General features: G+C 68.6%; 23 protein-coding genes. 9 read left to right on the forward strand and 14 right to left on the reverse strand.

The window, feature by feature from the left end; all coding sequences use genetic code 11:
- Positions 1 to 197 precede the first annotated feature (197 nt).
- The 9 genes from ACLQ3F_RS29890 to ACLQ3F_RS29930 all read right to left on the reverse strand — a co-directional run bounded on the left by ACLQ3F_RS29890 (position 198) and on the right by ACLQ3F_RS29930 (position 10,159).
- Positions 198 to 1,346, reverse strand: coding sequence for a hypothetical protein (locus ACLQ3F_RS29890; RefSeq protein ID WP_425852904.1), 1,149 nt, complete (start codon positions 1,344 to 1,346; stop codon positions 198 to 200).
- A 438-nt stretch (positions 1,347 to 1,784) separates the two neighbouring features.
- Positions 1,785 to 3,020 carry an iron-containing alcohol dehydrogenase gene (locus ACLQ3F_RS29895; RefSeq protein WP_357203547.1) on the reverse strand — a complete coding sequence of 412 codons (1,236 nt, stop codon included), beginning with the start codon at positions 3,018 to 3,020 and terminating at the stop codon, positions 1,785 to 1,787.
- Positions 3,013 to 3,162 (reverse strand): hypothetical protein, encoded by a 150-nt coding sequence (locus ACLQ3F_RS29900; RefSeq protein WP_425852905.1) that lies wholly within the window; start codon positions 3,160 to 3,162, stop codon positions 3,013 to 3,015. The genes ACLQ3F_RS29895 and ACLQ3F_RS29900 overlap by 8 nt, the downstream gene beginning before the upstream one ends.
- On the reverse strand, positions 3,159 to 4,619 hold the full coding sequence (locus ACLQ3F_RS29905) for an NAD-dependent succinate-semialdehyde dehydrogenase (RefSeq protein ID WP_425852907.1): 1,461 nt from the start codon (positions 4,617 to 4,619) through the stop codon (positions 3,159 to 3,161). The genes ACLQ3F_RS29900 and ACLQ3F_RS29905 overlap by 4 nt, the downstream gene beginning before the upstream one ends.
- 153 nt (positions 4,620 to 4,772) lie before the next feature.
- The gene (locus tag ACLQ3F_RS29910) at positions 4,773 to 5,849 is read right to left on the reverse strand and encodes an ABC transporter ATP-binding protein (RefSeq protein ID WP_357260671.1); all 1,077 of its coding nucleotides are present in this window, start codon (positions 5,847 to 5,849) and stop codon (positions 4,773 to 4,775) included.
- Positions 5,849 to 6,916, reverse strand: a complete 1,068-nt coding sequence (locus ACLQ3F_RS29915) for an ABC transporter ATP-binding protein (protein WP_357260674.1) — start codon at positions 6,914 to 6,916, stop codon at positions 5,849 to 5,851. Before ACLQ3F_RS29915 ends, ACLQ3F_RS29910 begins: the two co-directional genes overlap by 1 nt.
- Positions 6,916 to 7,827: a carbohydrate ABC transporter permease gene (locus ACLQ3F_RS29920; RefSeq protein WP_355008524.1), complete on the reverse strand. Its 912-nt coding sequence runs from the start codon at positions 7,825 to 7,827 to the stop codon at positions 6,916 to 6,918. The genes ACLQ3F_RS29915 and ACLQ3F_RS29920 overlap by 1 nt, the downstream gene beginning before the upstream one ends.
- Positions 7,827 to 8,651, reverse strand: coding sequence for a carbohydrate ABC transporter permease (locus ACLQ3F_RS29925; RefSeq protein WP_355008525.1), 825 nt, complete (start codon positions 8,649 to 8,651; stop codon positions 7,827 to 7,829). The genes ACLQ3F_RS29920 and ACLQ3F_RS29925 overlap by 1 nt, the downstream gene beginning before the upstream one ends.
- Before the next feature lie 122 nt (positions 8,652 to 8,773).
- Positions 8,774 to 10,159 carry an extracellular solute-binding protein gene (locus ACLQ3F_RS29930; RefSeq protein WP_357202516.1) on the reverse strand — a complete coding sequence of 462 codons (1,386 nt, stop codon included), beginning with the start codon at positions 10,157 to 10,159 and terminating at the stop codon, positions 8,774 to 8,776.
- A 436-nt stretch (positions 10,160 to 10,595) separates the two neighbouring features.
- Between ACLQ3F_RS29930 and ACLQ3F_RS29935 the strand changes: the two genes are divergently transcribed.
- The 3 genes from ACLQ3F_RS29935 to ACLQ3F_RS29945 all read left to right on the forward strand — a co-directional run bounded on the left by ACLQ3F_RS29935 (position 10,596) and on the right by ACLQ3F_RS29945 (position 12,839).
- Entirely contained in the window at positions 10,596 to 11,339 is a 744-nt protein-coding gene (locus tag ACLQ3F_RS29935; RefSeq protein ID WP_357202513.1) for a GntR family transcriptional regulator, read from the forward strand.
- 89 nt (positions 11,340 to 11,428) lie between these two features.
- Positions 11,429 to 11,998 carry a DJ-1/PfpI family protein gene (locus ACLQ3F_RS29940; RefSeq protein WP_355008528.1) on the forward strand — a complete coding sequence of 190 codons (570 nt, stop codon included), beginning with the start codon at positions 11,429 to 11,431 and terminating at the stop codon, positions 11,996 to 11,998.
- Between the two features lie 19 nt (positions 11,999 to 12,017).
- A complete protein-coding gene (locus ACLQ3F_RS29945) occupies positions 12,018 to 12,839 on the forward strand; it encodes an alpha/beta fold hydrolase (protein ID WP_425852911.1) in 822 nt (273 codons plus the stop codon).
- Positions 12,840 to 12,964: 125 nt separating this feature from the next.
- Here ACLQ3F_RS29945 and ACLQ3F_RS29950 read toward each other — a convergent pair whose 3' ends face one another.
- Complete coding sequence (locus tag ACLQ3F_RS29950) at positions 12,965 to 14,566, reverse strand: LPXTG cell wall anchor domain-containing protein (RefSeq protein ID WP_425852913.1); 1,602 nt, start codon at positions 14,564 to 14,566, stop codon at positions 12,965 to 12,967.
- A gap of 188 nt (positions 14,567 to 14,754) precedes the next feature.
- Positions 14,755 to 15,318, reverse strand: a complete 564-nt coding sequence (locus ACLQ3F_RS29955; RefSeq protein WP_425852914.1) for a DinB family protein — start codon at positions 15,316 to 15,318, stop codon at positions 14,755 to 14,757.
- A gap of 196 nt (positions 15,319 to 15,514) precedes the next feature.
- Here ACLQ3F_RS29955 and ACLQ3F_RS29960 point away from each other — a divergent pair, with 196 nt between their 5' ends.
- Positions 15,515 to 15,997, forward strand: coding sequence for a GNAT family N-acetyltransferase (locus tag ACLQ3F_RS29960; RefSeq protein ID WP_425852916.1), 483 nt, complete (start codon positions 15,515 to 15,517; stop codon positions 15,995 to 15,997).
- 89 nt (positions 15,998 to 16,086) lie between these two features.
- Here ACLQ3F_RS29960 and ACLQ3F_RS29965 read toward each other — a convergent pair whose 3' ends face one another.
- Together ACLQ3F_RS29965 and ACLQ3F_RS29970 are read right to left on the reverse strand one after the other, a co-directional pair.
- Positions 16,087 to 16,749 (reverse strand): response regulator transcription factor, encoded by a 663-nt coding sequence (locus ACLQ3F_RS29965; RefSeq protein WP_425852917.1) that lies wholly within the window; start codon positions 16,747 to 16,749, stop codon positions 16,087 to 16,089.
- Entirely contained in the window at positions 16,746 to 17,894 is a 1,149-nt protein-coding gene (locus ACLQ3F_RS29970) for a sensor histidine kinase (protein ID WP_425852919.1), read from the reverse strand. Before ACLQ3F_RS29970 ends, ACLQ3F_RS29965 begins: the two co-directional genes overlap by 4 nt.
- Before the next feature lie 195 nt (positions 17,895 to 18,089).
- Between ACLQ3F_RS29970 and ACLQ3F_RS29975 the strand changes: the two genes are divergently transcribed.
- Together ACLQ3F_RS29975 and ACLQ3F_RS29980 are read left to right on the forward strand one after the other, a co-directional pair.
- A complete protein-coding gene (locus ACLQ3F_RS29975) occupies positions 18,090 to 18,602 on the forward strand; it encodes a DUF1772 domain-containing protein (protein ID WP_357202497.1) in 513 nt (170 codons plus the stop codon).
- Positions 18,599 to 19,108 carry a hypothetical protein gene (locus tag ACLQ3F_RS29980; RefSeq protein WP_425852921.1) on the forward strand — a complete coding sequence of 170 codons (510 nt, stop codon included), beginning with the start codon at positions 18,599 to 18,601 and terminating at the stop codon, positions 19,106 to 19,108. The genes ACLQ3F_RS29975 and ACLQ3F_RS29980 overlap by 4 nt, the downstream gene beginning before the upstream one ends.
- A 99-nt stretch (positions 19,109 to 19,207) precedes the next feature.
- Here the strand turns inward: ACLQ3F_RS29980 and ACLQ3F_RS29985 are convergent, their stop codons facing one another.
- A complete protein-coding gene (locus ACLQ3F_RS29985; protein WP_425852922.1) occupies positions 19,208 to 20,491 on the reverse strand; it encodes a PQQ-dependent sugar dehydrogenase in 1,284 nt (427 codons plus the stop codon).
- 151 nt (positions 20,492 to 20,642) lie between these two features.
- Between ACLQ3F_RS29985 and ACLQ3F_RS29990 the strand changes: the two genes are divergently transcribed.
- The 3 genes from ACLQ3F_RS29990 (at position 20,643) to ACLQ3F_RS30000 (ending at position 23,047) form a co-directional block, all read left to right on the forward strand.
- The gene (locus ACLQ3F_RS29990) at positions 20,643 to 21,173 is read left to right on the forward strand and encodes a hypothetical protein (protein WP_425852924.1); all 531 of its coding nucleotides are present in this window, start codon (positions 20,643 to 20,645) and stop codon (positions 21,171 to 21,173) included.
- 110 nt (positions 21,174 to 21,283) lie between these two features.
- Positions 21,284 to 22,519 (forward strand): low temperature requirement protein A, encoded by a 1,236-nt coding sequence (locus tag ACLQ3F_RS29995; RefSeq protein WP_425852925.1) that lies wholly within the window; start codon positions 21,284 to 21,286, stop codon positions 22,517 to 22,519.
- Positions 22,520 to 22,747: 228 nt separating this feature from the next.
- Positions 22,748 to 23,047, forward strand: a complete 300-nt coding sequence (locus ACLQ3F_RS30000) for a hypothetical protein (RefSeq protein ID WP_357229643.1) — start codon at positions 22,748 to 22,750, stop codon at positions 23,045 to 23,047.
- Positions 23,048 to 23,092: the final 45 nt, after the last annotated feature.

Raw genomic sequence — 23,092 nt, forward strand, 5'->3', positions numbered from 1 at the left:
GCATGTCGGCACGGTGATGGCCTACGGCCCGTCCCTGACCCGGCCGGGCGTGGCAGTCCTTGGCATGTGGGAGGGGGATTGAGGAGGCATGGAATCCGTCGTTCCGGCGGTACATCGGCGGTCAGGCCATTGCCAGGCCTTCAACATCAGAGAGTGGACCACCGCCGGGACTGTGACGCCGTTGCCTGCGCGATGCCCTACTGTCCAGTCTCGTCGCTCTCGTCCATGTCGCTAAGAGTGACCCGCGACGCCCGTCGTCCACGGCGGGGTGGGTTTGGCTCCCTTGTCAACGCCGCCGCCCCTCGCCTCATCCGCTCGATCAACTCGCTGCGATGCAGCAGCATCACCCCGGCGCTGACGCCGGCCGCCGCGACAATGGTATATGTCGCGGCGCTCAGGATCTGGTTGTGGAGGAGGCTGATCAGACCGAGGCCGCCCATCCCCAAGCCGGTTCCGACCACCGCCGCGCCGGCCGTGGCCCGACTGTTGAAAAACACACCCACCCCCGCGACCATGAGCGCCGTCCCTAGTGCGATATCCAACGCGCCAAGTGCGACATCACCACGGTGCAAGCCTGCAACCCCGGCGACGAGTTGCGCTATTGCGAGGCTGGCCCCCACAAGGCCAACCGCCCTGCGGGCACCCTTCAGCACGGCCACCTCCGCGGCGATCAGCCCTATGCCGAGGGCGATCAACACCAGGCCCTCAACGTGACTGAAGTGGATCATCACGTCGATCCCGAAGGCGGCCGTCAATAATCCGCCTCCTGTCAACCCCAAGAGGGCAAGGGGCAAGCTGCGACGTAGTGCGGCCAGTCCCCATGTGGTCACTGCAGCCCCAGTGCCGAAGACCAGCGCGCCCTGCACAATGAGACCGTCCGCGAGTCCGGCGATCCCGAGGCCCATACATTGCACCCCGAGGCCGACGCACCCTGTCCCGGACAGGAGAAGGACGACGGTTATCAGGTCAGTGGCGATCAGGACAGCAGCCGTAACCAGCCCGACGACGGTAAAGGCTGCGGGGCCGGTCCACGAGCGGGGGGCGACCAGAGTAGCGATCACGGCGGCCAAGGCCAGGCCGAGCAGGACTGAGGTGCTGTGGCGGGCGAGTGGCGCTCGGGGCGGCAGCCGTCGTATCCAGCCCGTGCCGGACAGGATCGCGGCCAGGGCAAGAGCCGCGAGGACGGCCCGATAGCGGTAGTCGCTGCTGAGAATATTGACGCTCAGCCCTCCGGCCGCACCGATGAGTATGCCGGTCAGTTGACCTCGAATACCGATCCGAGGACGGTGTTGGAGCTCGCGGCCTCCCCCAATACTCACCGTCTCATCATGGCGACCAATCGTCATGAGGCAAGGGCGAGATTGGAAGTGACTCCAGCAGTCTGCACGCGGACAAATGGCTCGACTGTGTAGGTTCGGGCGGTCGAGAAGACCCAGAACCTGCTTCGCACGTCATCCAACTGGTCTCCCGATGGACATGATCCTCGGGGACGGTTGCCGTCCACCCAATGCCAAGAGGTGGGGACCACACGGCCCGCGCGATGGTGCGCGGCACGACGTCGGTCACGGTCGTGCCGGCATGCCCGCAGAGGTCGGCGGCCTGCCCAACGTCGTTGATGGCCGGCCAGACAAACAGCCGTGACCTGGTGGTTGTCAGGCGGACACCCCGGCTCCTGCCGGATACGCCCCTACCGGAGGACGGCTACGCCGTCGGGCGCGATGGCGTAGCCGAGCATTCCGACACCCTGGGTGGAGCAGGGTGGTCGTCGTCTCGGGAAAGGCCTGTCACTCTCTGCTCGGAGTCAGGGCGTGTCGGGTCCGGTCCCCGGTCCAGGCCGCTTCGAGGATCGCGGTCAGGCTGGCGGTGTCGCTCGGGCCCGGGTGGTTCTGAATCAGGCGGGTGACACCACTGGCCATCTCCGCGAAGCGCGGGAGGTCGGCGCGTGCCACGCCGATGTCCGCCAAGGTGGCAGGGATACCGATGTCGGCAAGGAGCCCGTCGAGCCAGGTGAGGAACGTATCTGCGGCTTCGGCGTCGGAGGCGTCGGTGACGTCGAGCCCGCACACCCGGGCGAGGATGGCCAACCGGTCTGTGATGGCATCCCTGGCCGCGTCCAGCGCGTAGGGCAGTAGCAGTCCGACGCCCAGGCCGTGCGGCGTGTGCGTGGCTGCGCCGATGGGGTACTGGAGAGCGTGTGGGGCGGCGTTGCCCGCGTGGGAAAAGGCGATCCCGGCGAGCATGGATCCATAGGACATGTCCGCGCGCGCGGCCGTGTCGCTTCCGTCCCTGACGACACGGCGCAAGCTGCGGGCGATGCGTTCCGCGGCGCGGAGCGCGTAGTGGTCGGTGATCGGGTTGCGGCCGAGGAACACCTGCTCCACCGGGTCGCGCGGTCCGTGGGCCCGGGGCCGGGCGGTGTAGCTCTCCACGGCGTGACAGAACGCGTCGATACCGGAGTGGGCGGTGACGGTCGCCGGGCAGGTGTAGGTGAGTTCGGGGTCGACGATGGCGAAGTCGGGGACGATGTGGACGCTGGAAACCCCCACCTTCAGCTCGCGGTCCGGGTCGGTCAACACCGAGACGGGTGTGAGCTCGGAGCCGGTGCCGGACGTCGTGGGGACCGCGACGAGAGGGATCGTCGGCCCCGGCACCCTCGACTCGCCGTAGAAGTCACGCGGCGTCCCACCGTGGCGCCGGATGACGCCGACGATCTTGGCGAGGTCGATCACCGTGCCACCGCCGATGGCGAGGATCACGTCGGCGTTCACCTCGGCTGCGGCCGAGACGGCCAGGGCGACATCGGAGAGAGGCACGTCCGAGGTCGCGTCGGAGAACACCTCGACGGCCTCGACCTTCTCCCGTACGGCGGCCACGATCTCGGCCACGCCTGGCTGCCGCAGGAGGACCTGGTCGGTCACGATGAGGACTCGCGAGCCACTCTCGGCCACCACTCGGGGGATGTTCTGTGCGACCCCTTCGCCCACTATCAGCTGGCGTGGTCCGCGGACGGTCTCAAGCATGGCAGTGCCTCTCCGGAGCGTCGGCGGCGATGTGCTGGGTGGACGTCCAGGTCACCTGCGGGACCGGGACGGCGTCGGCGAGGTTGGCCGCCCGGGTGGTGCAGACGCGCGCGGCGGGCGCCCGGGGCAGCAGGCCGGTCACGGTAGGTCGATCGCCACGTAGGTGAGGTCGAGGTACTCGAGGACGCCCTCGTGCGACCCCTCCTTGCCGATCCCGGACTGCTTCACGCCGCCGAACGGAGCTGACGGATCCGATATCAGACCACGGTTGATGCCGAGCATCCCCGTGTCCAGCCCTTCGGCGAACCGGAGCGCCCGCTGGAGGTCGCGGGTGAAGACGTATCCGGCCAGGCCGTGCTCGGTGTCGTTGGCCTTCGCCATCACCTCGTCGTCGGACGTGAACGAGATGATCGGCGCCACCGGGCCGAAGATCTCCTCCTGTAGCATCCGCGCATCCTCGGGCACGTCGACGAGGACCGTGGGCGGGTAGAAGTGGCCCGGCCCATCGGGACGCTCGCCGCCCACCAGGACCCGGGCGCCGCGATCGACCGCATCGGCGACGAGCCCGTCGATCGTGGTGACGGAGGCCTCGTCGATCAACGCCCCGACGTTCACGCCGTCGTCGAGACCATGGCCCACCGAGAGAGCGCCCATCCGCTCGGCGAAGCGCGCCGTGAACTCCTCGCGCACCGGCTCCTCGACGTAGATCCGGTTGGCCGCGATGCAGGATTCCCCGATGTTGCGCATCTTGGCCACCATGGCACCGTCGATCGCGACGTCCAGGTCAGCGTCGGCGCACACGATCAGGGCGGCGTTGCCGCCCAGTTCCATGGAGGTGCGCAGCACATTGTCCGAGGCCTGTCGTAGCAGGACGCGCCCGACCTCGGTCGACCCGGTGAAGGACAGCTTGCGGGTCCGACTGTCGGCCAGCAGTGCGGAGACCACCGCGCCGGAACGCTTGGTGGTCACCACGTTGACGACGCCCGGGGGAACGCCGACCTCCTCCATGATGCGGGCCAGGAGCAGCATGGTGAGCGGCGTCTGACCGGCTGGCTTGGTGATCGTCGTGCAGCCGGCAGCCAGCGCAGGAGCGATCTTGCGGGCTCCCATGGCCAACGGAAAGTTCCAGGGCGTCACGAAGACGCACGGTCCGACCGGCTTCGGCACGGTGAGGATGCGGTAACCACCTGCGGGAGCGATGCTGTAGCGCCCTTCGACGCGCACCGCCTCCTCGGCGAACCAACGGAAGAACTCGGCACCGTAGGCCACCTCTCCCCGAGCCTCGGCGAGCGGCTTTCCCATCTCCAGCGTGATCAGCCGGGCGACCTCCTCGGATCGCTCGGTCAGTGCCCGGTACGTCGCGGTCAAAAACTCTGACCGTCTCCGTGGCGGGGTGGCCGCCCACTCCGCCATTGCACCGCTCGCCGCGTCCAGGGCGGCGAGCCCGTCGGCGACGTCAGCGTCCGCCACCTCGGCGATGGTCTTGCCGGTGGCCGGGTCCTCGACGGCAAAGGTGGCTCCGCTTGCGGCGTCGCGCCACTCGTCGCCGATTCGGAGCCGCCGGTGCTCGGGGGCCAGCACGTTCATCGGGTCACTCATCGCGTCGCCTCCTGTGATCTTCCTCGTGATGTCCGGCGTGCCGCAGCGATCGCGCTGTGCGCGTAGACGGACGGGTTCACACGCCCTCGTCGCGGGCGAGGCGGGGCTCGACTGCCACGTACGGGCGCATGTCGCCGTCGCCGCCCGGCGCCGTTACCGCCCAGCCTCGGACAGCGACACCCCGGTGCCCGCGTCGAACAGGTGCGCACGGTCCAGGTCGACGGTGACAACCACCCGCTCGCCCGGCGTACCCGTGACTGTGGGTCGGGCCTTGACCTTGAGGATCTCCGTCCCGACCCGGACGTCGACCACCGTCCGGTCACCGAGCGGCTCAAGTCCGTAGAGCTCGCCCGACAACGACGCGTCCCCCCGCTGCTCGACCGACAGGTCCTCCGACCGCAGGCCCAGCATCAGCTCACGACCGTCCTCAGCCGTGGTCCAGCGGGGCCGCGGCAGCGTCCAGCCTTCGGCACCGACCAGACGATCCCCCTCGGCACGGCAGGCGAGCAGGCTGATCGGCGGGCTCCCGACGAATCCCGCGACCCACTGGTTGGCTGGGCGCTCGTACACCTCGGTCGGTGATCCGACCTGTTGCACAGTCCCCTCCTTCAGGACCGCGACCTGGTCGGCCATGGACAGAGCCTCGACCTGGTCGTTGGTCACATAGACGAAGGTCGCTCCGAGGCTGCGGTGGATGCGGGTGAGCTCGGTGCGCATCTCGACGCGGAGCTTGAGGTCGAGATTCGTCAGCGGCTCGTCCATGAGGAACGCGCGCGGACTACGGACCAGCGCCCGGGCCAGGGCGACGCGCTGCATCTCACCACCCGACAACTGCGCCGGACGACGCTGCAGCAACCGCTCGATGTGCAGCAGGTTCGACATCTGCTCGACGGCAGCGGCGATCTCGCTCGACGAACAGCGACGTGCCCTCAGCGGCGAAGCGATGTTCTCGTACACAGTGTGTCGCGGGTAGAGGGCGTAACTCTGGAAGACCATGGCCAGGTCGCGTGCGGCAGGGGTGTCACCGGTCGCGTCCCTGCCGTCCAGATGCACCGACCCGGCGTCAAGCTTGTCAAGGCCGGCGATCGCTCGCAGGGTCGTCGTCTTGCCTGCCCCGGAGGGTCCCAGCACGACGAAGAACGAGCCGTCCGGCACGTCCAGCGTCACCCCGTCGAGGGCCTGGACTTTTCCGAAGGACTTGCGCAGCCCGTGCGCTGCCACGGTTCCCATCAGGCCACCAACTCTTCCGTGCTCACGTCGTAGACCGCCGGGGTGCCGCCGGTGTGCCGCAACCCGACGGTTGCGTCAGCGGCGAAACGGACGGTCGGTGGCATCCGAACCCGTACGTCGCGCTGGCCGCCGTGGTCGACCACGTAGATGATTTCGTCGCCCAGCCACTCCGCCGAGACCACGCGGGCCGGGACCGACCGTTCCGCCCCTGCTTCGGTGACTTCCAGCGCTTCCGGCCGGACGCCAGCGATCAGGCGACGGTCGCGCGGCAGGCCCGGCGGTGGCGTGAGGACCAGACCGCCCTCACCGCGCAGCTTCCCGTCGGCAACCTCCACCTCGATGAGGTTCATCGGCGGGGAGCCGATGAATGAGGCACAGAAGAGACTCGCCGGACGGTCGTAGACCTCCAGTGGCGTGCCGATCTGCTCGACGCGGCCCTTGTTGAGGATGGCGATCCGGTGACCGAGCGACATCGCCTCGACCTGGTCGTGGGTGACGTAGACCATCGTGGCGCCCAGCTCGCCCTGCAGGTGCTTGATCTCCGTGCGCATGTCCGCCCTCAGCTCCGCGTCCAGGTTGGTGAGAGGTTCGTCCATGAGGAACGCGCGCGGCCGCCGTACCAGGGCGCGAGCGAGCGCGACGCGCTGCTGCTCGCCGCCGGACAGCTGGCGGGGTCGCCGGTCCAGGAGCGGACCGAGCTGCATCAGCCGGGCGGCCTCGTTGACCCGCTCGTGCACCTCCTGCTTGGGCAGTCCCTCGGCCCGCAGCGGGAACGCCAGGTTGTCGCGGGTCTTCAGGTGCGGGTAGAGGGCGTAGAACTGGAACACCATGGCGATGTCGCGCTCGGCGGGCGGCAGGTCGTTGACCAGCGTGTCGCCGATGCGGATGTCACCCGTCGTCTGCCTCTCCAGGCCGGCTATGGCCCGCAGCGTGGTCGTCTTGCCGCAACCCGAAGGGCCGAGCATCACGAACAGCTCGCCGTGGCCGATGGACAGGTCCACGTGTTCGACCGCGACCGTCCCGTCCGGGTAGCGCTTGTGCAGCGCTGTCACCTCGATGCCCGCCATCAGCGTCGCACCGCCCCGAGCGTCACGCCGGCGATGAGGTGCTTGCGCACCAGGTACGCGAAGACCAGCACCGGTAGGGCGAACACCACGGAGGCGGCGGCCACGAGGCCCCAGTCCGTAGTGGTGCCGCCGATCAGGCCGGCGATGGCGGGTGGGGCCGTCCGGACGTCGTCGCTGGAGGTGAGGAAGGTGGCGAACACGAACTCGTTCCACGAGAAGATGAGCGCGAAGACCGCCGTCGCGGCGATGCCGGGCACGAGCAGGGGAAGGGTGAAGCGCCGGAACGCCTGCAGACGGGTGTAGCCGTCGAGCATGGCGGCATCCTCGTACTCCGCGGGCACCTCGTCGACGAACCCCTTCATCATCCAGATCGTGAACGGGACGTTGAACGCGGTGTAGATGAGGATCAGGCCGAGCTTGTTGTCGATGAGTCCGACCTGTCGGTACATGAGGAAGATCGGGATCACGACCACCACGGGCGGCATGAAGCGCGTGGACAGGATGAAGAACAGTTGGTCCTTCTTGGCCTTCACGGCGAAGCGTGAGTACGCCCAGGCCGCCGGGACCCCCAGCACGGTGGCCAGCACCGTGGAAGCTCCGGCCACCACGACAGAGTTGAGGAACGAGACGGACAGGGCCGAGCGACCGCCGCCGGGGGAGACGAACACGTCTTTGTAGTGACTCAGAGTGATCTTGAAGTCGAAGAACTTGGCCGGGATGGCGTAGACGTCTCGGTTCTCCTTGATGGACGTCTCGATCATCCACAGCACCGGAAAGAGCATCACGACGGCCAGCGCGGTCAGCAGCGCGACCTCCAGCACGGAGCGGCCTCGGCTGCCGAGGCGGCGCGCGGGGGGCGTGTGATCCCGGGCAGGACCCGTGGCCACTGCCTCGTCGACGGAGACGGCCATCAGCCCTCCTTGAGCTTGTTCAAATAGCGCAGGTAGAACTGCGTGAGGACGATGACGACGAGGACCATGAGGATTCCGTACGCCGAAGCGGTTCCGGTGTTGAAGCCCAGGAACGCGACCTTGTAGATGTGGAACGACAAGGTCTCGGTAGAGACGCCCGGTCCTCCGTTGGTGAGGATGTAGACGAGGTCGAACAGCCGGAATGCCTCGATGGCCCTGAACATCACGGCGATGAGGAGCAGCGGCCACACCAGCGGAAGCGTGATGGTGCGGAACCGGAACCATTCGGATGCCCGGTCGATCGAGGCGGCCTCATAGAGGTACTTGGGAACCGCGGTGAGGCCCGCGAGTGCGATGAGCATGATGAACGGCGTCCATTGCCAGGTGTCGACCACGATCAGGGACAGCAGTGCCGTTCGCTGGCGGGTGAGCCACTCCACCTGCCCCAGACCGAGCGAGCCGAGCATGCTGTTGACCACGCCGAACTGCGCGTCCAGCATGAATCGCCAGAACAGCCCGACCACGACCGGCGACAGCATCATCGGCACCAGGAACAGGGTGGTGAGCACTCCTCGCCCATGAGTGCGCCGTGAGATCAGGTAGGCGATGCCGAATCCGAGCACGGTCTGCAGGCCGACCGCGCCGACCACGTAGATCAACGTTGTCAGGGCCCTCGTGTGAACCTGCGCCGACGTCAGGATGGCGGTGTAGTTCCCGAATCCGATGAAATCGGCGGGCCCTCCGCGGGTGGCGGAGTAGTCGGTGAACGACAGGTACAACGCCCACAGCAACGGGAACACCGACATGGCGAGCAGCAGCAGCATCGCGGGGGAGATGAAGGCAACGGCGAGCCCGCGGTCGCTCAGCCGAGGGGCCCGACCCCGGGCAGGCGGCCTTGCGGACGCCACCTGCCCGGGATCGTCGGTAGTCAGAGGGGCGGGGTCACTCACAGTCCGCCGCCACCCTTGCGGTTGCCGGAGTCGAGCACGCCCTGCTGCTCCTTGGCGATGTCGTCGAGCGCATCCTTGGGCTTCTTGGCGCCGTTGAGTGCCGCGTTCACGTTGGTGTTCTCGATGTCGACGAGGCGCGCGTACTCGGGCACGTTCCACATGTCCCGCATCCGCGGCACCGAGTCGGCGTACACCTTGTTGAACGGCCCGGCGTTGAGGAACTCGGGTGACTGGATTGCGTCCGTACGCGATGGCACGCCACCAGCCGCGGCCCACTTCTTCTGGATGTCAGCCCGTTCGAACCACTCCATGAAGTTCAGGGCCTCGGCCTGGTTGTCCTTGGCGGAGTAGGCCGACACGTGCATCCCCATGCCGCCGAGGGGGACCAGGTTCGTCTTCTGGCTCGGCAGGGTGGCAAAACCCAGCTTGTCGAGAATCTTCTCCCTGCTGGTACCAAGCGTCGACTGCTTCGGATCGAGCAGGCCACCGCTCGCGGCGATCCAGTTGAACGCGATGCAGGCCTTACCCTGGGCGACCGCCGCGTTCACCTCGTCGATGAACCAGTTGCCGGAACCCTTGGCGGTCAGCGGCTTCATCTTGTTGACCAGGACGTCCATCGCCTCCTGGCCCGCGGTGTCGTTGAGGACACCCTCGATCTTGCGCGCCTTGGAGTCCCAGAGGTTGCCGCCGTAGACGCCGTTCACCGTGTTGTAGGTGACGGCCGCGGCGTCGGAGCCGTTGGCCTGGTGGAAGGCCAGCCCGCTGACGCCAGGGTTGTCCGCCTGGCATTTCGCGGCGGCTGCGATCATCTCGTCCCAGGTCTGCGGTGGCTTGTCACCGATCAGGTCCTTGCGGTAGATCATCGTCCAGGTGTCGCCGAGCAGCGGTAGTCCGTACAGGCTGGCGTTCTCGTCGCGCTTGCCGGTCTCCGCCTGGGGGTACTGGCCGTAGGCCGCCAGGAGGTACGGGTCGTAGGCGGTGACGTCGATGTTCTTCTTGACGAAGTCGGTGATGTCGAGGATGTTGCCGTTCGTCACGGCCTCGCCGATGTGTTGCGAGTCCAGGATCGCGATGTCGAAGTCGGTCTTTCGCGCCGCGAACTGGGTGAACATGGCGTCGTGCCAGTTCGCGTTCGGCACGGTGTTGACCTTGATGGTCGCGTTCGGCCGTTCCTTCTTGTACTCCGCGTTCGCGAAGGCTTCCAGTGCCTTGGCGGGCGGCCAGTCGAACCAGATGAAGCTGAGCGTCAGCGGATCCTTGGTGAGCTCCGGGATGGTCGCCGGCGCCTTGGGGGCGCTCGCCTTCTCGCCGTCGTCCTTGCCATCGCCGCACGCCGTCGCGGTCGTGGCCACCAGCAGCATGGCCAGGGTTGCCAGCTGCACCTTTCGGCCGGGATCGGACAATCGTCCTGTTCGCTTCAGATACCGCATCTTATTGCCTGCTTTCTGGGTGGGAACTTCTAAGGCCTCGCTATGTGCTTCGCCGAGCAGTTGCTGGGTTGTTCAGGCGCGTTGCCGGGCTGCCGCGGGGACCGACCCGCGGACCGGCGTCACGAGTACGCCGCATGTGCCGGGTCTGCCTGCCGTCGAGAGGTCCTTCGGTTCAGCTGCGACCCGGTGACGACCCGAGCGGGACGTCGAGCATGCTCGTGGGAGTTTCAGGTGATCGAAGTGAAGCGGTGGCGGTGGTGCCGCGATGTGCGGGATGGCGGATGTGCGCCGCTTTTCCTATACGATCGCGTGGGGGCGTCAGCATGCCGCAGCGTTGTGACTGATGTCAATAGTTTCGCGAAGGCGCAGGAAGGGACCTCACGTCACTATGGACGACGAAGCGATGATCGCGCGGGGCCGCAGGGCCGTGACGGGCGGGACGCCGGCGGGAAGATCGGGCGGCCGGCTCGCCGACGAGGTGTACGACACGCTGCTCGGACAGCTGATGTCGCTACGGATCGAGCCTGGCTCCCGCGTCACGATCGACGTCCTGGCCCGGGAACTGGGGGTCTCGCAGACGCCGATCCGAGACGCTCTGAACCGGATGGAGGCCGAGGGCCTGGTCGTGCGGGTGCCCCATGCCGGCTACCGCATTCCTCCCCAGATAACCCGTCACCGGTTCGAGGACATGCTCGAGGTCCGCCTGCTCCTCGAGCCGGCGGCAGCGCGCCGATCCGCCGAACGCGCCTCCGCGGAGCAGGTGGCGGGTCTGCGACGAATGCTGGAGGAGATGGCGGAGCTGGAGGGGGGCAGTGGACCCATGGCCTACGGCGCCTTCGGGCTACGCGACGCGGCCTTCCACGACCTCGTCGCCCTGAGCGCGGAGAACCTGGTCATCCGTGAGACGCTCGGTCGCCTGCACAGCCACGTGCACCTTTTCCGGCTTCACCACGACACCCAGGTCACGCACCTGGCCATGGCCGAGCACGAGGACGTCGTGGCCGCGATCGCCGCGCGTGACCCCGACGCCGCCGCCTACGCGATGCGTCGGCACATCCTTCGATCCGGTGAGCGTTTCCGACGATTGTTCAACGAGATCGAGCACGCGGACGGAATGACGGTGGAGGCTTGACGGGCGCGCTGGGCCCAGGAATGCTGACTCAATCCAGATCGGATCGGATTGGATCCACCTCACCCGTCCCTAAATGCGAGGAGAAGTAGGTGCCCAGAGCGCTGCTTCTGACCGGCGACGCCGCCGAGGAGCTCGACACCATGTACCCCTACTACCGCGTGCAGGAGGGCGGCTGGGACGTCGACGTCTCGTCACGGACGATGCGCGACGTGCAACTGGTCATCCACGAGTTCGACCCGAACTCCGACGCCTATGTGGAGAAGAACGGCCGCAAGCTGCCGGTCGACGTACCCTGGGCCGACGTCGACGTCGAGCGCTATGACGCCCTCATCATCCCCGGGGGACGAGCCCCCGAGTGGATCCGGGTCGACGCCGACGTCAGGCGCATCACCGAGCACTTCTTCGCGCGCAACCTCCCCATCGCGCTGGTCTGCCACGGCGCGCAGGTGCCGGCGGTGTACGGGCTGCTGAAGGGTCGAAAGACCGCGTGTTTTCCCCCCATCACCGGCGACATGGAGAACGCGGGCGCGACGGTCATCGATGCTCCCGACGTCGTGGACGGCAACCTCGTCTCCTGCCGGGGTTGGCCCGACATGCCGCAGTTCGGCAGGGCGATGATGGAGCTCTTCTCGAAGTCCGTCGACCCCGCGTCGGCATGAGCACATTCGACCTGCCCTGGTGACCGCACGTCGGACCGTCACAGTCGACGGTTCCCCCGTCCACGTCCTGGACAGCGGCACGGGGCCCGCGGTGCTGATGCTGCACGGCTCCGGACCCGGCACGACCGGGTCCGGCGCCTGGGCAGCGACGGCGCAGGCGCTGGGCACGTCCTGGCACGTGATAGCTCCTGACCAGGCGGGGTTCGGCCGCACACCCCTCCCGGCAGGCACCAGGGGTGGGCTCCGGCTGTGGACGGAGCAGGCCGCAAGCCTGATGGTTGCCCTCGGTATCGAGCACTACGCCGTGGTGGGTCACTCCATGGGCGGTGCCGTGGCGCTGGCGTTGGCGGCCGCGCGCCCCCAGCAGATCACCCGTGTCGTGGCGGTCTCGACGATGGGCGCACCCGGGGCGCCGCTCTCCGCCGACCTCGACGCGCTCTGGGCCGCCCCCGCCAGCCCGTCCGGGGCACGAGACATGCTCAGTCGCCTCGTCCTCGACCAGGCGCTCGTGACCGATGAGGCCGTCGACGCCCGCGCGTCCGCCATGCGGGCGGGGGCGGCGGCATTCGCGTCGGTGTTCCCTCCACCACGGGCACGATGGGCCGCCGATCTCACCCTTTCTGCGCAGACGCTGGCGGCGGTGCGCGCGCCCGTGCTGCTCGTGCATGGCGTCGAGGACCGGGTCACGCCGCTCGCGACGGCAGCCCAGCCCTTGCTCGAACACCTGGCCGACGTCCGTCTGCACGTGTTCGGTCGATGCGGGCACGTGCCGGCGATCGAGCACCCGCAGGAGTTCAGACAACTACTGTCGTGCTTCCTCGACCCGGACCGAGGTCACTGACCACTGCGGCACTCCGTACGTCAGGGCCAGATGCTGGTGAGCGCCCGGACTCGCAGCAGTTCATGCGGTGAAACCGTGCCCCGCCGACCCGGGGTCGACGGGGCACGGTTGGCGCGGGGAACAGATCAGGCGACGAATCGGGTCCTGCGGCGGCGGGCCACCACGAAGCCCGCAGCGCCGGCGGCGAGCAGTACGCCACCGATGCCGGCAATCAGGCCGGCCTTGGCACCGGTGATCGGCAGCGAGCCATCGGTGTCCCCACCTCCCTGGCCGTCATCCCCACCGGGGCTCTCGCTCCCGCCGTCATCCCCACCGGGGCTTGCGCTCCCGCCGTCAGCGCTCGCGATGATGGTGATCTTCGCGCTGTCGTTGGCCGGGTTGGGATCCACGCCTGTGGCGAAGGTCAGCCGCACCTCTGCGGCCCGGGTGCCAGCCTCGTCGAGGCGCAACTCGAACTCGTACTCCATCTTCTCGCCCTTGGCCAGGCGTTTGAGCCCGGTACAGCGGTACTCCTTGCCGCCGGGCTTTCCAGGCACCCAGAAGCCGGGGCTTGCGCACGTCATTGGAACGCGTACGGCCGTGACGCCATCCGGCAGCGACAGCAGGGTAGTGGCCCGCAGATCCTTGGCTCCGTCAACGTTGACGGCCGCTGGGCCGTTGTTGACGTAGCCGACCTTCAACGGCACCGTGTCGCCGACCTTTCCGGTGGCGGTCGCCGGCGTCCCGAGTGCCGCCACCTCAGCCCCCTGGTCACCGCTGACGTGGAGTCTCATCACCGTGCGGTCGTTCTGGCCGTTGACGTCTGTCTGCCGCGACGTGCTCCGTGGGCCGACCGGCTCGAGCCTGAGCTCTCCCTCGGTGCCCTGCTGCCCGAGTCGCGTTGGGTTGAAGGACTGTCGCTCCTCCCAGTCTGCCGGCGTGTACCAGGACACGACGCCGGTGTGCCCGTTCGGGGCCGAATCGTCGGTTGGCACTGTGAAACCGAAGCCGGAGTCCAGCCGTGCGGCGTCGCCCGGTGCGATGGTGTTGGGGAACCGGCAGGCGAAGGCGTGGCGGAAGGCGTCGGCCGGGCTGTATTCGCAGTTCCGGTACCGCTTCGACGGGCCGTAACCGTAGCCGCCTTCGAAGTACAGCACCACGCTTTCGACGGCCTTCTCGCCGCGGTTCGCCACTGTCAGCGGGACGTCGAGCGTGTCGCCGAGGGCGGCGTTCAGCTCGAGCCCCTGCTCGACGGCGGCGAGATCCACGCTCTCGCCGATGCTGACCGTCGAGCGGTAGGTCGCCGAACCGCCGTCGCTATCGGTGATGGTGAACTTGACGTCGCCCTGCTGGTCGGGCGCCGCGCTCTTCTTCGCCCGCACGACCAGGTCGACCATGGTGATGTATGTGTAATAGTCGTTTTCTTCTGCCACCACCTTGCAGGTGAGGATCGGACCAGACTCGGTGCAGGAGTTAGCATCACCGCCGTTGATCACATCGGCGAAGCCAGCGACCTTGCTCCGGTCCACCTTGACGGTGTATTCGCCCCACTCCATGGTGCTGATTCGGGTGCGGGCAAAGAGGTTCGATCCTTTTGCGGGGCCGCCGGGGGCGACAACCACATCCTTGGCGAAGAAATCGAGGTCCTCGACGGCAGGGGAGGCGAAGGAGGGGATGGCGGAGGCGGCGAGGAGCGCGCCTACGACCCCGAACCCGGCAAGCCAGCGCCGGGCGAGTTGCTTGGGCATTACCGCTTCCTCCGTGGGATTGATCAGTGGAACCCGCGGAGCTTATGAGGGCGATAGCGCTGCTGCCGCCCCGCTCGGGCGCCAGCGGCGGATGTAGGCCGAACGGACGATCAGCACTCGCCGTAAGGTCGGCCGTCGCTCGGCTGTCTGCTGAGGACGCTGGCTGAGCACACTAACGGTGCGGTGATCTACCGGCGGGTGCGCGCGGCCCCGTCCTGCCAGCGGTAGAGGTCGCGCAGCAGGGAAATCTCGGCGCCGTGATGGATGAGCTCCCTGTTGACGTGCAGGACGATGCCCTCCATGGGAAACCGCTCGGGACCGACAGTGGGCGGATTCTCCAGGTCGGCATCCGAAAGCTCGCGGACGCCGGCGTTCCATGTCCCGTACATTTCGTCGAGCTGTTTCAGCGCCTCGTCAGCGGTCCCCGCGTAGGCGAACGTCTGGGAGTCGACGTCCTGGCCGCCGAAGTGCCATCCGACCCGGTAGCCCAGGCAGGAGACGATGATGTGCGCCAGCCGCCAGGCAATGGTGGTCACCGGCGCCGGGACCGGGTCGGGGGCCGCGAAGTCCATCGTCCATGCCCCCGAACCCGCTGACATCGGCGCGGCCGACGTGCCACGGGGGCGGATGCTCCAGCAGCCAGGCACCGGCTCCCAGAAGTACTCCTCATCGGCGAGACCGTGCAGCCGAGGACGCAGGTTCTTGTGCCAGTGCCGGTCCAGCTGGTCCGCGATCCGCTCGCTCCTTGTCATTCCCGCACGCTACCTACAGCAGAGGCCCGGCTGTGTCCCTCGGGCCGCGCCGCCGGGAGCGCGGTTCGACAATGACAACTCGCGCCGGCTGGGTGGGGTTCCGATGACCCAGGTGTGACAGCCTCGACCGATGACGCGCATGGCAGACCTGGAAGCCGTGGCTTGGCCGCCTGCTCCGATCAGGACCGGGAGGCTCGTGCTCCGTGAGCCCGAGGCCCGGGACCGTGACGCGTTCATCGAACTGTTGGCGTCGCCAGAGGTGAACAGCTACCTCGGTGGCCCCCGCCTGCCTGGCGAGCTTGAGCGCGAGATGCCCGTGGTGCCCGAGCAGTGGCCGGGGAGCTTCGTCGTTGAGTTCGACGGGGCGATGATCGGCCAGATCCTGCTCAGGAGAGCAACGGCGCACCATCGGCCGGCTGCGATCGGAAAGGTCGACCTCGGTTACCTGTTTCTGCCACGGGCGTGGGGATTCGGGTACGCCGCCGAGGCGTGCGCGGCGGCACTCGACTGGCTCGGCGGCGTCCTTCCCGGCGAGCCGGTGGTGCTCACCACCCAAACCGCCAACGTGGGCTCGATGCGTCTTGCGGCAAAGCTGGGGTTCACCGAGGTGGAGCGGTTCCATGCCTGGGACGCCGAGCAGTGGCTCGGCCTGCGGTTCCCGGTCACGCCGTCTGCTTGAGCTGGTCGGCGGCGGCCACGTCCGGCCGAATCTTGCCACCGCACCGAAGGTGCTCACCGAGGTGGTGGCCGGCTGCCCTCCGCCGTTGCTCAGCCGTCGCCGGGGCGCACCAGCCCGCTCTCGTACGCGATAACCACAAGCTGGGCGCGGTCGCGGGCGTTCAGTTTGTGCAGCAGACGACTCACGTACGTGCGGGCGGTGTCCGGGCTGAGATGCAGGGCCGCCCCGATCTCCACATTCGACCGTCCGGCGCCGACCTGTGCCAGGACGTCGCGTTCGCGCCCGGTGAGCCCGATCAGCCGGGCCGGGTCCGCGACGGGGGAGCGGGCGGCCGCGGCGATCACCCGGCGGGTCACCGCCGGTGACAGCAGCGCGTCCCCGCCGGCCACCACGCGGACGGCGTCCCGCAGGGCGTCGGGCGGGGTGTCCTTGAGGAGGAAGCCGGCGGCGCCGGCGCGGATGGCCTCGAAGAGGTACTCGTCGTCGTCGAAGGTGGTCAGCATGACCACCCGGACGTCGGCCAGCGTCGGGTCGGCGAGGATGCGGCGGGTGGCCTCGATACCGTCGCCGCCGGGCATCCGGACATCCATCAGGACGACGTCGGGCCGCTGCTCGCGGGCGACCGCCACACCGGCCCGGCCGTCGCCGGCTTCGCCGACAACGGTGATGTCCGGGGCGCGTTCCAGCAATGCGCGGAGTCCGGTGCGGACCAGGTGCTGGTCGTCGACGAGGACGACGCGTACGTCGGTCATGCGGCGACACCGGCCAGCGGTAGGTGGACCGAGACCCGGAAGCCGCCGTCGGCGGTCTCGCCGGCATCGAGGGTTCCGCCGAGCAGGGCAACCCGCTCCGACATACCGCGTAGCCCCTGACCCGTCTCGACCGCCGTGCCGCCGGTGGATCCCCGGCCGTCGTCGACGACCTCCACCGACAGCCGGGCCGGGGTCGCCCGGATCGTCACTGTGGCGCGGGTGGCGTGCGCGTGGCGCAGCACATTGGTCAGTGCCTCCTGCACGATGCGGTACACAGTGCTGCCGACCACCGTGGGCAGGGTGTCGACCGACCCGTCGAGACGCAGTTCGACCGGCAACCCTCCGCGGCGGACGCCCTCAATGAGCGTAGGCAACTGGGTGAAACCGGGGGCCGGCTCGCGTGGCCCGGGCTCGCGACGCAGCGTGCCCAACGTGGCACGCAGCTCGGCCATCGCGCTGCCGCTCACCGAGTGGATCGCTGCCAGCGCGGCCTCGGCCCGCTCCGGCTCGGCATCAGCAAGTGCCTCCCTCGCCACAGCCGACTGCAGGGTGACCACCGACATCGTGTGTCCGAGCGTGTCGTGCACCTCCCGGGCAATGCGCAGCCGCTCGGCCTCGACCTGCCGGGCTGCCTCCCGGCGGCGTTCCTCGGCCGCCGAGGCGGCCTGCCGGGCCAGCGTGACCCGTAGCGAACGCCGGTTGCGGACGGCGTCACCGAGAGCGATGACGGCGAGTATCAGGGCCGCCTCGGAGCCGAGACCAGCACCGATCACGACAGAGACGTCGTCTCCCTCGACGAGCCGGGCGGCCACCGAAACGGCCAGCAGGCTCCCGGCGACGGCGGCGGCCGGGACCACCCTGCCCCGCTGGGCGGCCACGTAGAGGATGGCGGCGGCCGGCGCGGCCACGCCGACCGGCGGCAACTCCAGCGCGTAGTAGCCGAGGATGCCGGCGGCTGTCGCCAGCAGCGCGGGGACGGTCCAACGCCGGGCTACCAGCAGCAGTACGGCCAGGCCGACCCCGAACCCGCCAGCCAGCACCGCCCGGGAGGCCGGCGCGTCCTCGGTCGCGATCGCCGCCGCGACCAGGCCCAGGATGGCCACAGCGAGCAGCGCCTCGGTTCGGGTGGGTGAGGTTGCCTGCACGTCCGTGAGCCTAAGTCGGCGCGGGCCCGAGCCGCTGCCGTCCGCAGGCAACACCCCCACCCCCGCACGTACGTCGAGAAGCGATGCCAGCTCACGCGGCTGCGCGGCAGACGGCCTCGAATTGGCGACCTAGCGTCGACGGCGACATCACAGATCGTGCCCGCAAGGGTTCGAAAACCAAGGAGAAGTACTGCTGTGTCCCGTATCAGGCTGACGTGGATCGTGCTTGTCGTGCTCGTCTGGGCCGCGATGATGTCCTTTGGTGGGGTCGCGGCCGAGACCGTGATGCTCTACCCGAACGTCTTCGGCGACGCACCAGCCTCGCTGGACCGGGCCCGTGAGTTCCTGGTCGCCGGAGGCCCGAGCGACTACTTCCCGCCGCTGGGCGCCTCGGTCGTGTTGATGAGCCTCGCCGCGACCGCCCTCACGTGGCGCAATCGGCGCCTGCGGTGGTACGTCGCCGCCGCCGCGGCGGTCTTCATCGCCTGCGAGTTCCTGTTCTCGGTGGTGTTCTTCTGGCCACGCAACGAGATCATGTTCGTCGACCCGGTCGGCACGCATTCCCCGGAGTACCTACGCCAGGTCGCCGAGGAGTTCGTCGCCGGCCACTGGGTGCGCCTCGCCGGCGGAGCGGTGACGTCCGCGCTGGCATTCACCGCCCTGCTGCGCTTCGCCAGGGAAACCGCGCCGGTACGGGTCGAGCGATGAGCGCCGGCCGTCGGACGCTTGGGTTCTCGTGGCCTGCCCTGGTCGCGCTCGCCGTGTTGGCCGCACCGCGGGTGGTCCTGCACGACCTGCACGTCGTGGAGGAAGGGCGGCCCGCCGCCGTGCTGCTCGCGGTCGTACCGCTGATCTGTTGGGTCGCCGCCGTGCTGTGGCGACGTCCGCCGCGTCCGTTCCTGACCGTGGTGGTCATCGGGGCGATCTACGGTGTTCTTCTCGCGGTTGGTCACCAGATTCTGTGGGACGAGGCGTTCGGTGCGACCGGGCCGAGGTTCGGGGACATCGACCCTCGGGCGCAGGAAGCGATCCTTCGGGCGGCGGCGGTGTTCTCCAGCCTCGTCACCGGAATCCTCACCGGGGTGGTGGCCGGGGCGGTGGCGGCGGTGCTGAGCCGGCTCGTCACCGGGCGGCAGCGCGCCGCCGAGCAGTCGGTCGAGAAGGCGTGGCGCCCGCCGGACGAGGCGAGTGCCCCTCGGCCACCGCGAGGCTGATCTGTCAACCGGCGAGCACCAGCCCGCGCGAGCAGGGGACGGCCGCCGAGCGCGGCCGTCCCCTGAGGTAGCGCGGGTGTCACGGGCATGTCCCGAGGTTCAGCGGATCGTCGCCCCGGCGGTAGGGGTCGGGGTCGGCTGGACCCGCTCGAACCGCACCTTGCTCAGCCATCCCGGGAGGTCGCTGAGCACGTACAGCTCGCCGTTCACATCGGCGCCAAACGCCGTCGGCTGGGTGGGGAAGGTGCCGATCTCAGCGGACTCGTACCCACCGGTGGACTTGGGACGCACTGCGAAAGCGCGGGTCGAGCAGTAGTCGCTGGCGATGTAGGTGCCCCGCGCCTCCGGGGTGACGGACCCCCGGTACACCAGCCCGCCGATGATGGAGCAGTTCTCGGTCATGTAGTGGTCGTACTCGACGATCGGGTCGGTGAGCAGCACGCCCGGTCGGCACTGCGTCTCGTCGAAGACCGGCGTGCCCTCCCGACAGGACCAGCCGAGGTTCGCGCCACGCTGCGACGGGCGGATGTGGTTGATCTCCTCGATCAGACCCTGGCCGACGTCACCGATCCACAGCGAGTTGTCGACCGGGTCGATGGAGAACTTCCACGGGTTGCGCAGCCCGTAGACCCAGATTTCCGGCCGCGCGCCCGCCGTGCGGACGAACGGGTTGTCGTAGGGCACGCAGTAGGGCTTCGCCCCGCAGCTGCGGTTGACGTCGATCCGCAAAATCTTGCCGAGCAGGGTGCCGAGGTTCTGGCCGCTCTTGTAGGGGTCGTTCGCGTAGCCACCGTCGCCGAGGGACCAGTAGAGGTAGCCGTCGCGGCCGAAGGCCACCTGTCCGCCGTTGTGGTTGCCGTACTCGGCGTGCTCCTGGGTGAGCAGCACCTGCACCCGATCGGGGGCGTTGATGGGCACTCGCGCCAGGGTCAGCGCGCCGGCCGGCAGGCTCGTGTAGGCCACGTAGAGCATTCCGGTCCGCGCGAAGTTCGGCGCCGGCGTGATGCCGAGAAGGCCGCGCTCGTTGTCCGACGTGTCGATCCGGGCGGTCAGGTCGATCACCGGGTCGGGTGCCAGGCCGGTGTCGGGGTGGTAGGCGCGGACAGTGCCGTTCTTCTCCGCGATCAGCATCCGGCCGTCCGGCAGCCCGGTGATCGCGATGGGACGCTGCAGACCGAAAGCCACCCGTTCGGAAACCACTGTCAGCTCAGTGAGTGGCACAGCACGGGTTTTGGATGGGCCGGCCGCGGCAGTGCCGGCCATCGGCGTCGGTGGCGACAGGGCCGCAGCCAGGGCCAGAGCGAGCAACCCGGCCAGCATGGCGGCCGGGCGACGACGTCGTCGTGACATGTTCAGCTCCTCGAGCAGGTGGGTGGTGGACACGGTCTGGGAGCGTTCCCACCGTACAGTGACTGCAATCGATATCCAACTGATGTCTGCGCGTCCCGTTCGAGCCTGGGCCGTCCCGCGAGGTCCGGAGCGGGTGACAACGGACGGTAGGGTGAGTCACCGATCAATACGAACGGTGGTGCCGGTGAGTCTGATCCAGGTGGGTGTCACCGCGACGACGACAATGCTGGCGGTCCTCATCGGTGGGTGGCTCACCGTCCGGGCACAGGATCGGCTGTGGCGGCGCGACCAGGATCGACAGTGGCGAGACATCCGGCTGACCGCGTACACCGACTTCATCGGGGCGCTCCGGGAGTACGTGGCCTTTGTCCTCAATCCGGCCGCCCAGATCACCGCGGTGCCGCGCCCCCGTGATCCGGGTGATCTCATGCCGTTCTTCGACGACGAGGGCAGCCGCTACCGGGAGCGACTGGAAAGTACCAAGACCGCGCTTCGGCTGGTGGCCGGCACAGTCGAGGTGGTGAGCCGCTCGTCGGAGCTGGTGCGCCAGGCCCGGCTCCTGGCGGCTGCACGGGCCAGTAGTGGCGCCGAGGCGTTGCCCGCGGAACGATTCGACGCCCTGTGGGAGGCCGAGCGCCGGTTCATCGAGGTTGCCCGGGCCGAACTCGGCCTGCCCTCCGCGTTCGCGCCCCGACCGGTCAACGCCCGCCCGTAACCGTCACGCCGGACCCGCCGCCGTCATTCCAGGCCAGACGCCAGGTGAGCGTCGACGCAACTCCGCTGGCGGTCGGCTCGTTGGTAGCGAGAGGCGGACGGAGGCGGACGATGGCGGCGGGGCGGGGTGCCGAGCTGCTGCGCCCTCCCATGAGTTCGGGTCGGGCGACGTTCCTGGAGCTCTTCTTCGATCTGGCCTTCGTGGTGGCCCTCACCCGGGTCTCGCAACGTTTCGCCGGATTGGCCGATGACACTGGCTGGGCGCTCGTCACGGGCTTCGGGCGTACCCTGCTGCTGTTTCTGGCGCTCTGGTTGATCTGGTCGCACACTGCCTGGATCACCAGCCGGTATGAACCGGAGCAGCCGGTCATTCAAGCCGTCGTGATCGGCACCATGTTCGCCGGACTGATCATGGCGGTGACGCTGCCCCGCGCCCTTGAGGAACGAGCGGTGCCGTTCACGGTCGCGTACCTGATGGTGATGGTGCTGCGGCCACTGGTGGTCGCGGTCGCGTTGCGCGGACATCCGCGACGGCTGGTGCCCTTCCGGCTTGTCGTGTGGGCCCTGGTGAGCGCCCCGCTGTGGCTGGCCGGGGCGTTGGGCCCGGACCACCTCCGCCTGCCGCTGTGGGTTGTCGCCCTCGCTGTCGACTACCTCGCCTGGCTACTGGGCTGGCCGCTGCCGTGGCTCGGGGTCTCGAAGATAGGTCGGTGGCGGATCGCGGGGACTCATCTCGCGGACCGTTATCAGCAGATCTTCCTCATCGCGCTCGGTGAGTCGATTCTGGTTATCGGCGTGGTCTTCAGCGGCGCGGACTACTCCGGGAATCGGGCGGCCGCCTTCGCGGTCACGTTCGCGACCAGCGCGGTGCTCTGGCGGATCTACTTCTACCGCGCCGGTCTGCTGTTGTCGGAGGCGTTCGGTCGGGCGGGTATGCCCGGCCGGCTGGGCGCGACGTCGGAACGGACGCACCTGTTGATCGTGCTCAGCGTGCTCGTCACCGCGGTCGGCTACGAGCTGGTGATCGATCATCCGTTCGGGCAGCCGCGGCCCAGTTGGCTGCTGTTCGTGGTGGGCGGACCGATGCTCTTCCTCGTGGCCCGCCTGCGGCTGGAGTACGAGGTCTTCGGTCAGGTCTCCCGACCCCAGGTGATCGGCTTGGGCGCCCTGTTGGTGTCCACGCCGGCGCTGGCGCATCGGGCGCCGATGGTCGGGTTGAGCGTGGTGGCCTGTGTGCTGGCCCTGGTCGCGCTACTCGGAGCGCTGCGCTGGCGAGGCCAGTCGCTGGAGGTTCCCGCCTCGCCGATCGGACGGGAGGCGTCCGGAGACCGCGACTCCGAGGAGTGACGCGGCACCCGTTCGCCACGATGGCCCGTTTCATCACGTAATCGCCCGACTGGCGCACAGCGCGTTCCCGTCGAACCGGACCCAGCTGGTGGCGGGCGTCACAGCAAGCACAAGATAGAACGGTCGGTCTTGACGGTGGAGGGCCGAGTAGGTACGGTTCCAGCAGACAGAACGTTCGTTCCACCTGGCGCCCGGCCAGGTGTACGGCTGTGCCTGAAGGAGAGCCCCGTGCCCACCAAGATCACCCTTGTCATCGGCAACCCCGCCGACCCCGACGAGTTCGAGAAGGTCTACGCCGACGTACTCCGGGCCGCGGAGACGTTCCCGAAGCTTCAGCGGGTCGAGTCGGCCAAGGTGTGGCCGAAGGAGGACGGCACGCCCACGCCCGCGTACCGGACGCTCGACCTGTACTTCGCCAGCTACGAGGACGCCTCTGCCGCAGTCGCGACGCCCGCTGCCGGTGCCGTCTTCGGTGGGCTCCAGGGCGCGCAGGTGGAGATCACGGGGCTGTTCTCCCACGTCGAGTAGCACCGCTTCCCCTCCCGGCGGCGGCCCTCACCCCGCTGGATGTCC

Source organism: Micromonospora sp. DT15 (assembly GCF_049841475.1).
Taxonomy (GTDB): Bacteria; Actinomycetota; Actinomycetes; order Mycobacteriales; family Micromonosporaceae; genus Micromonospora.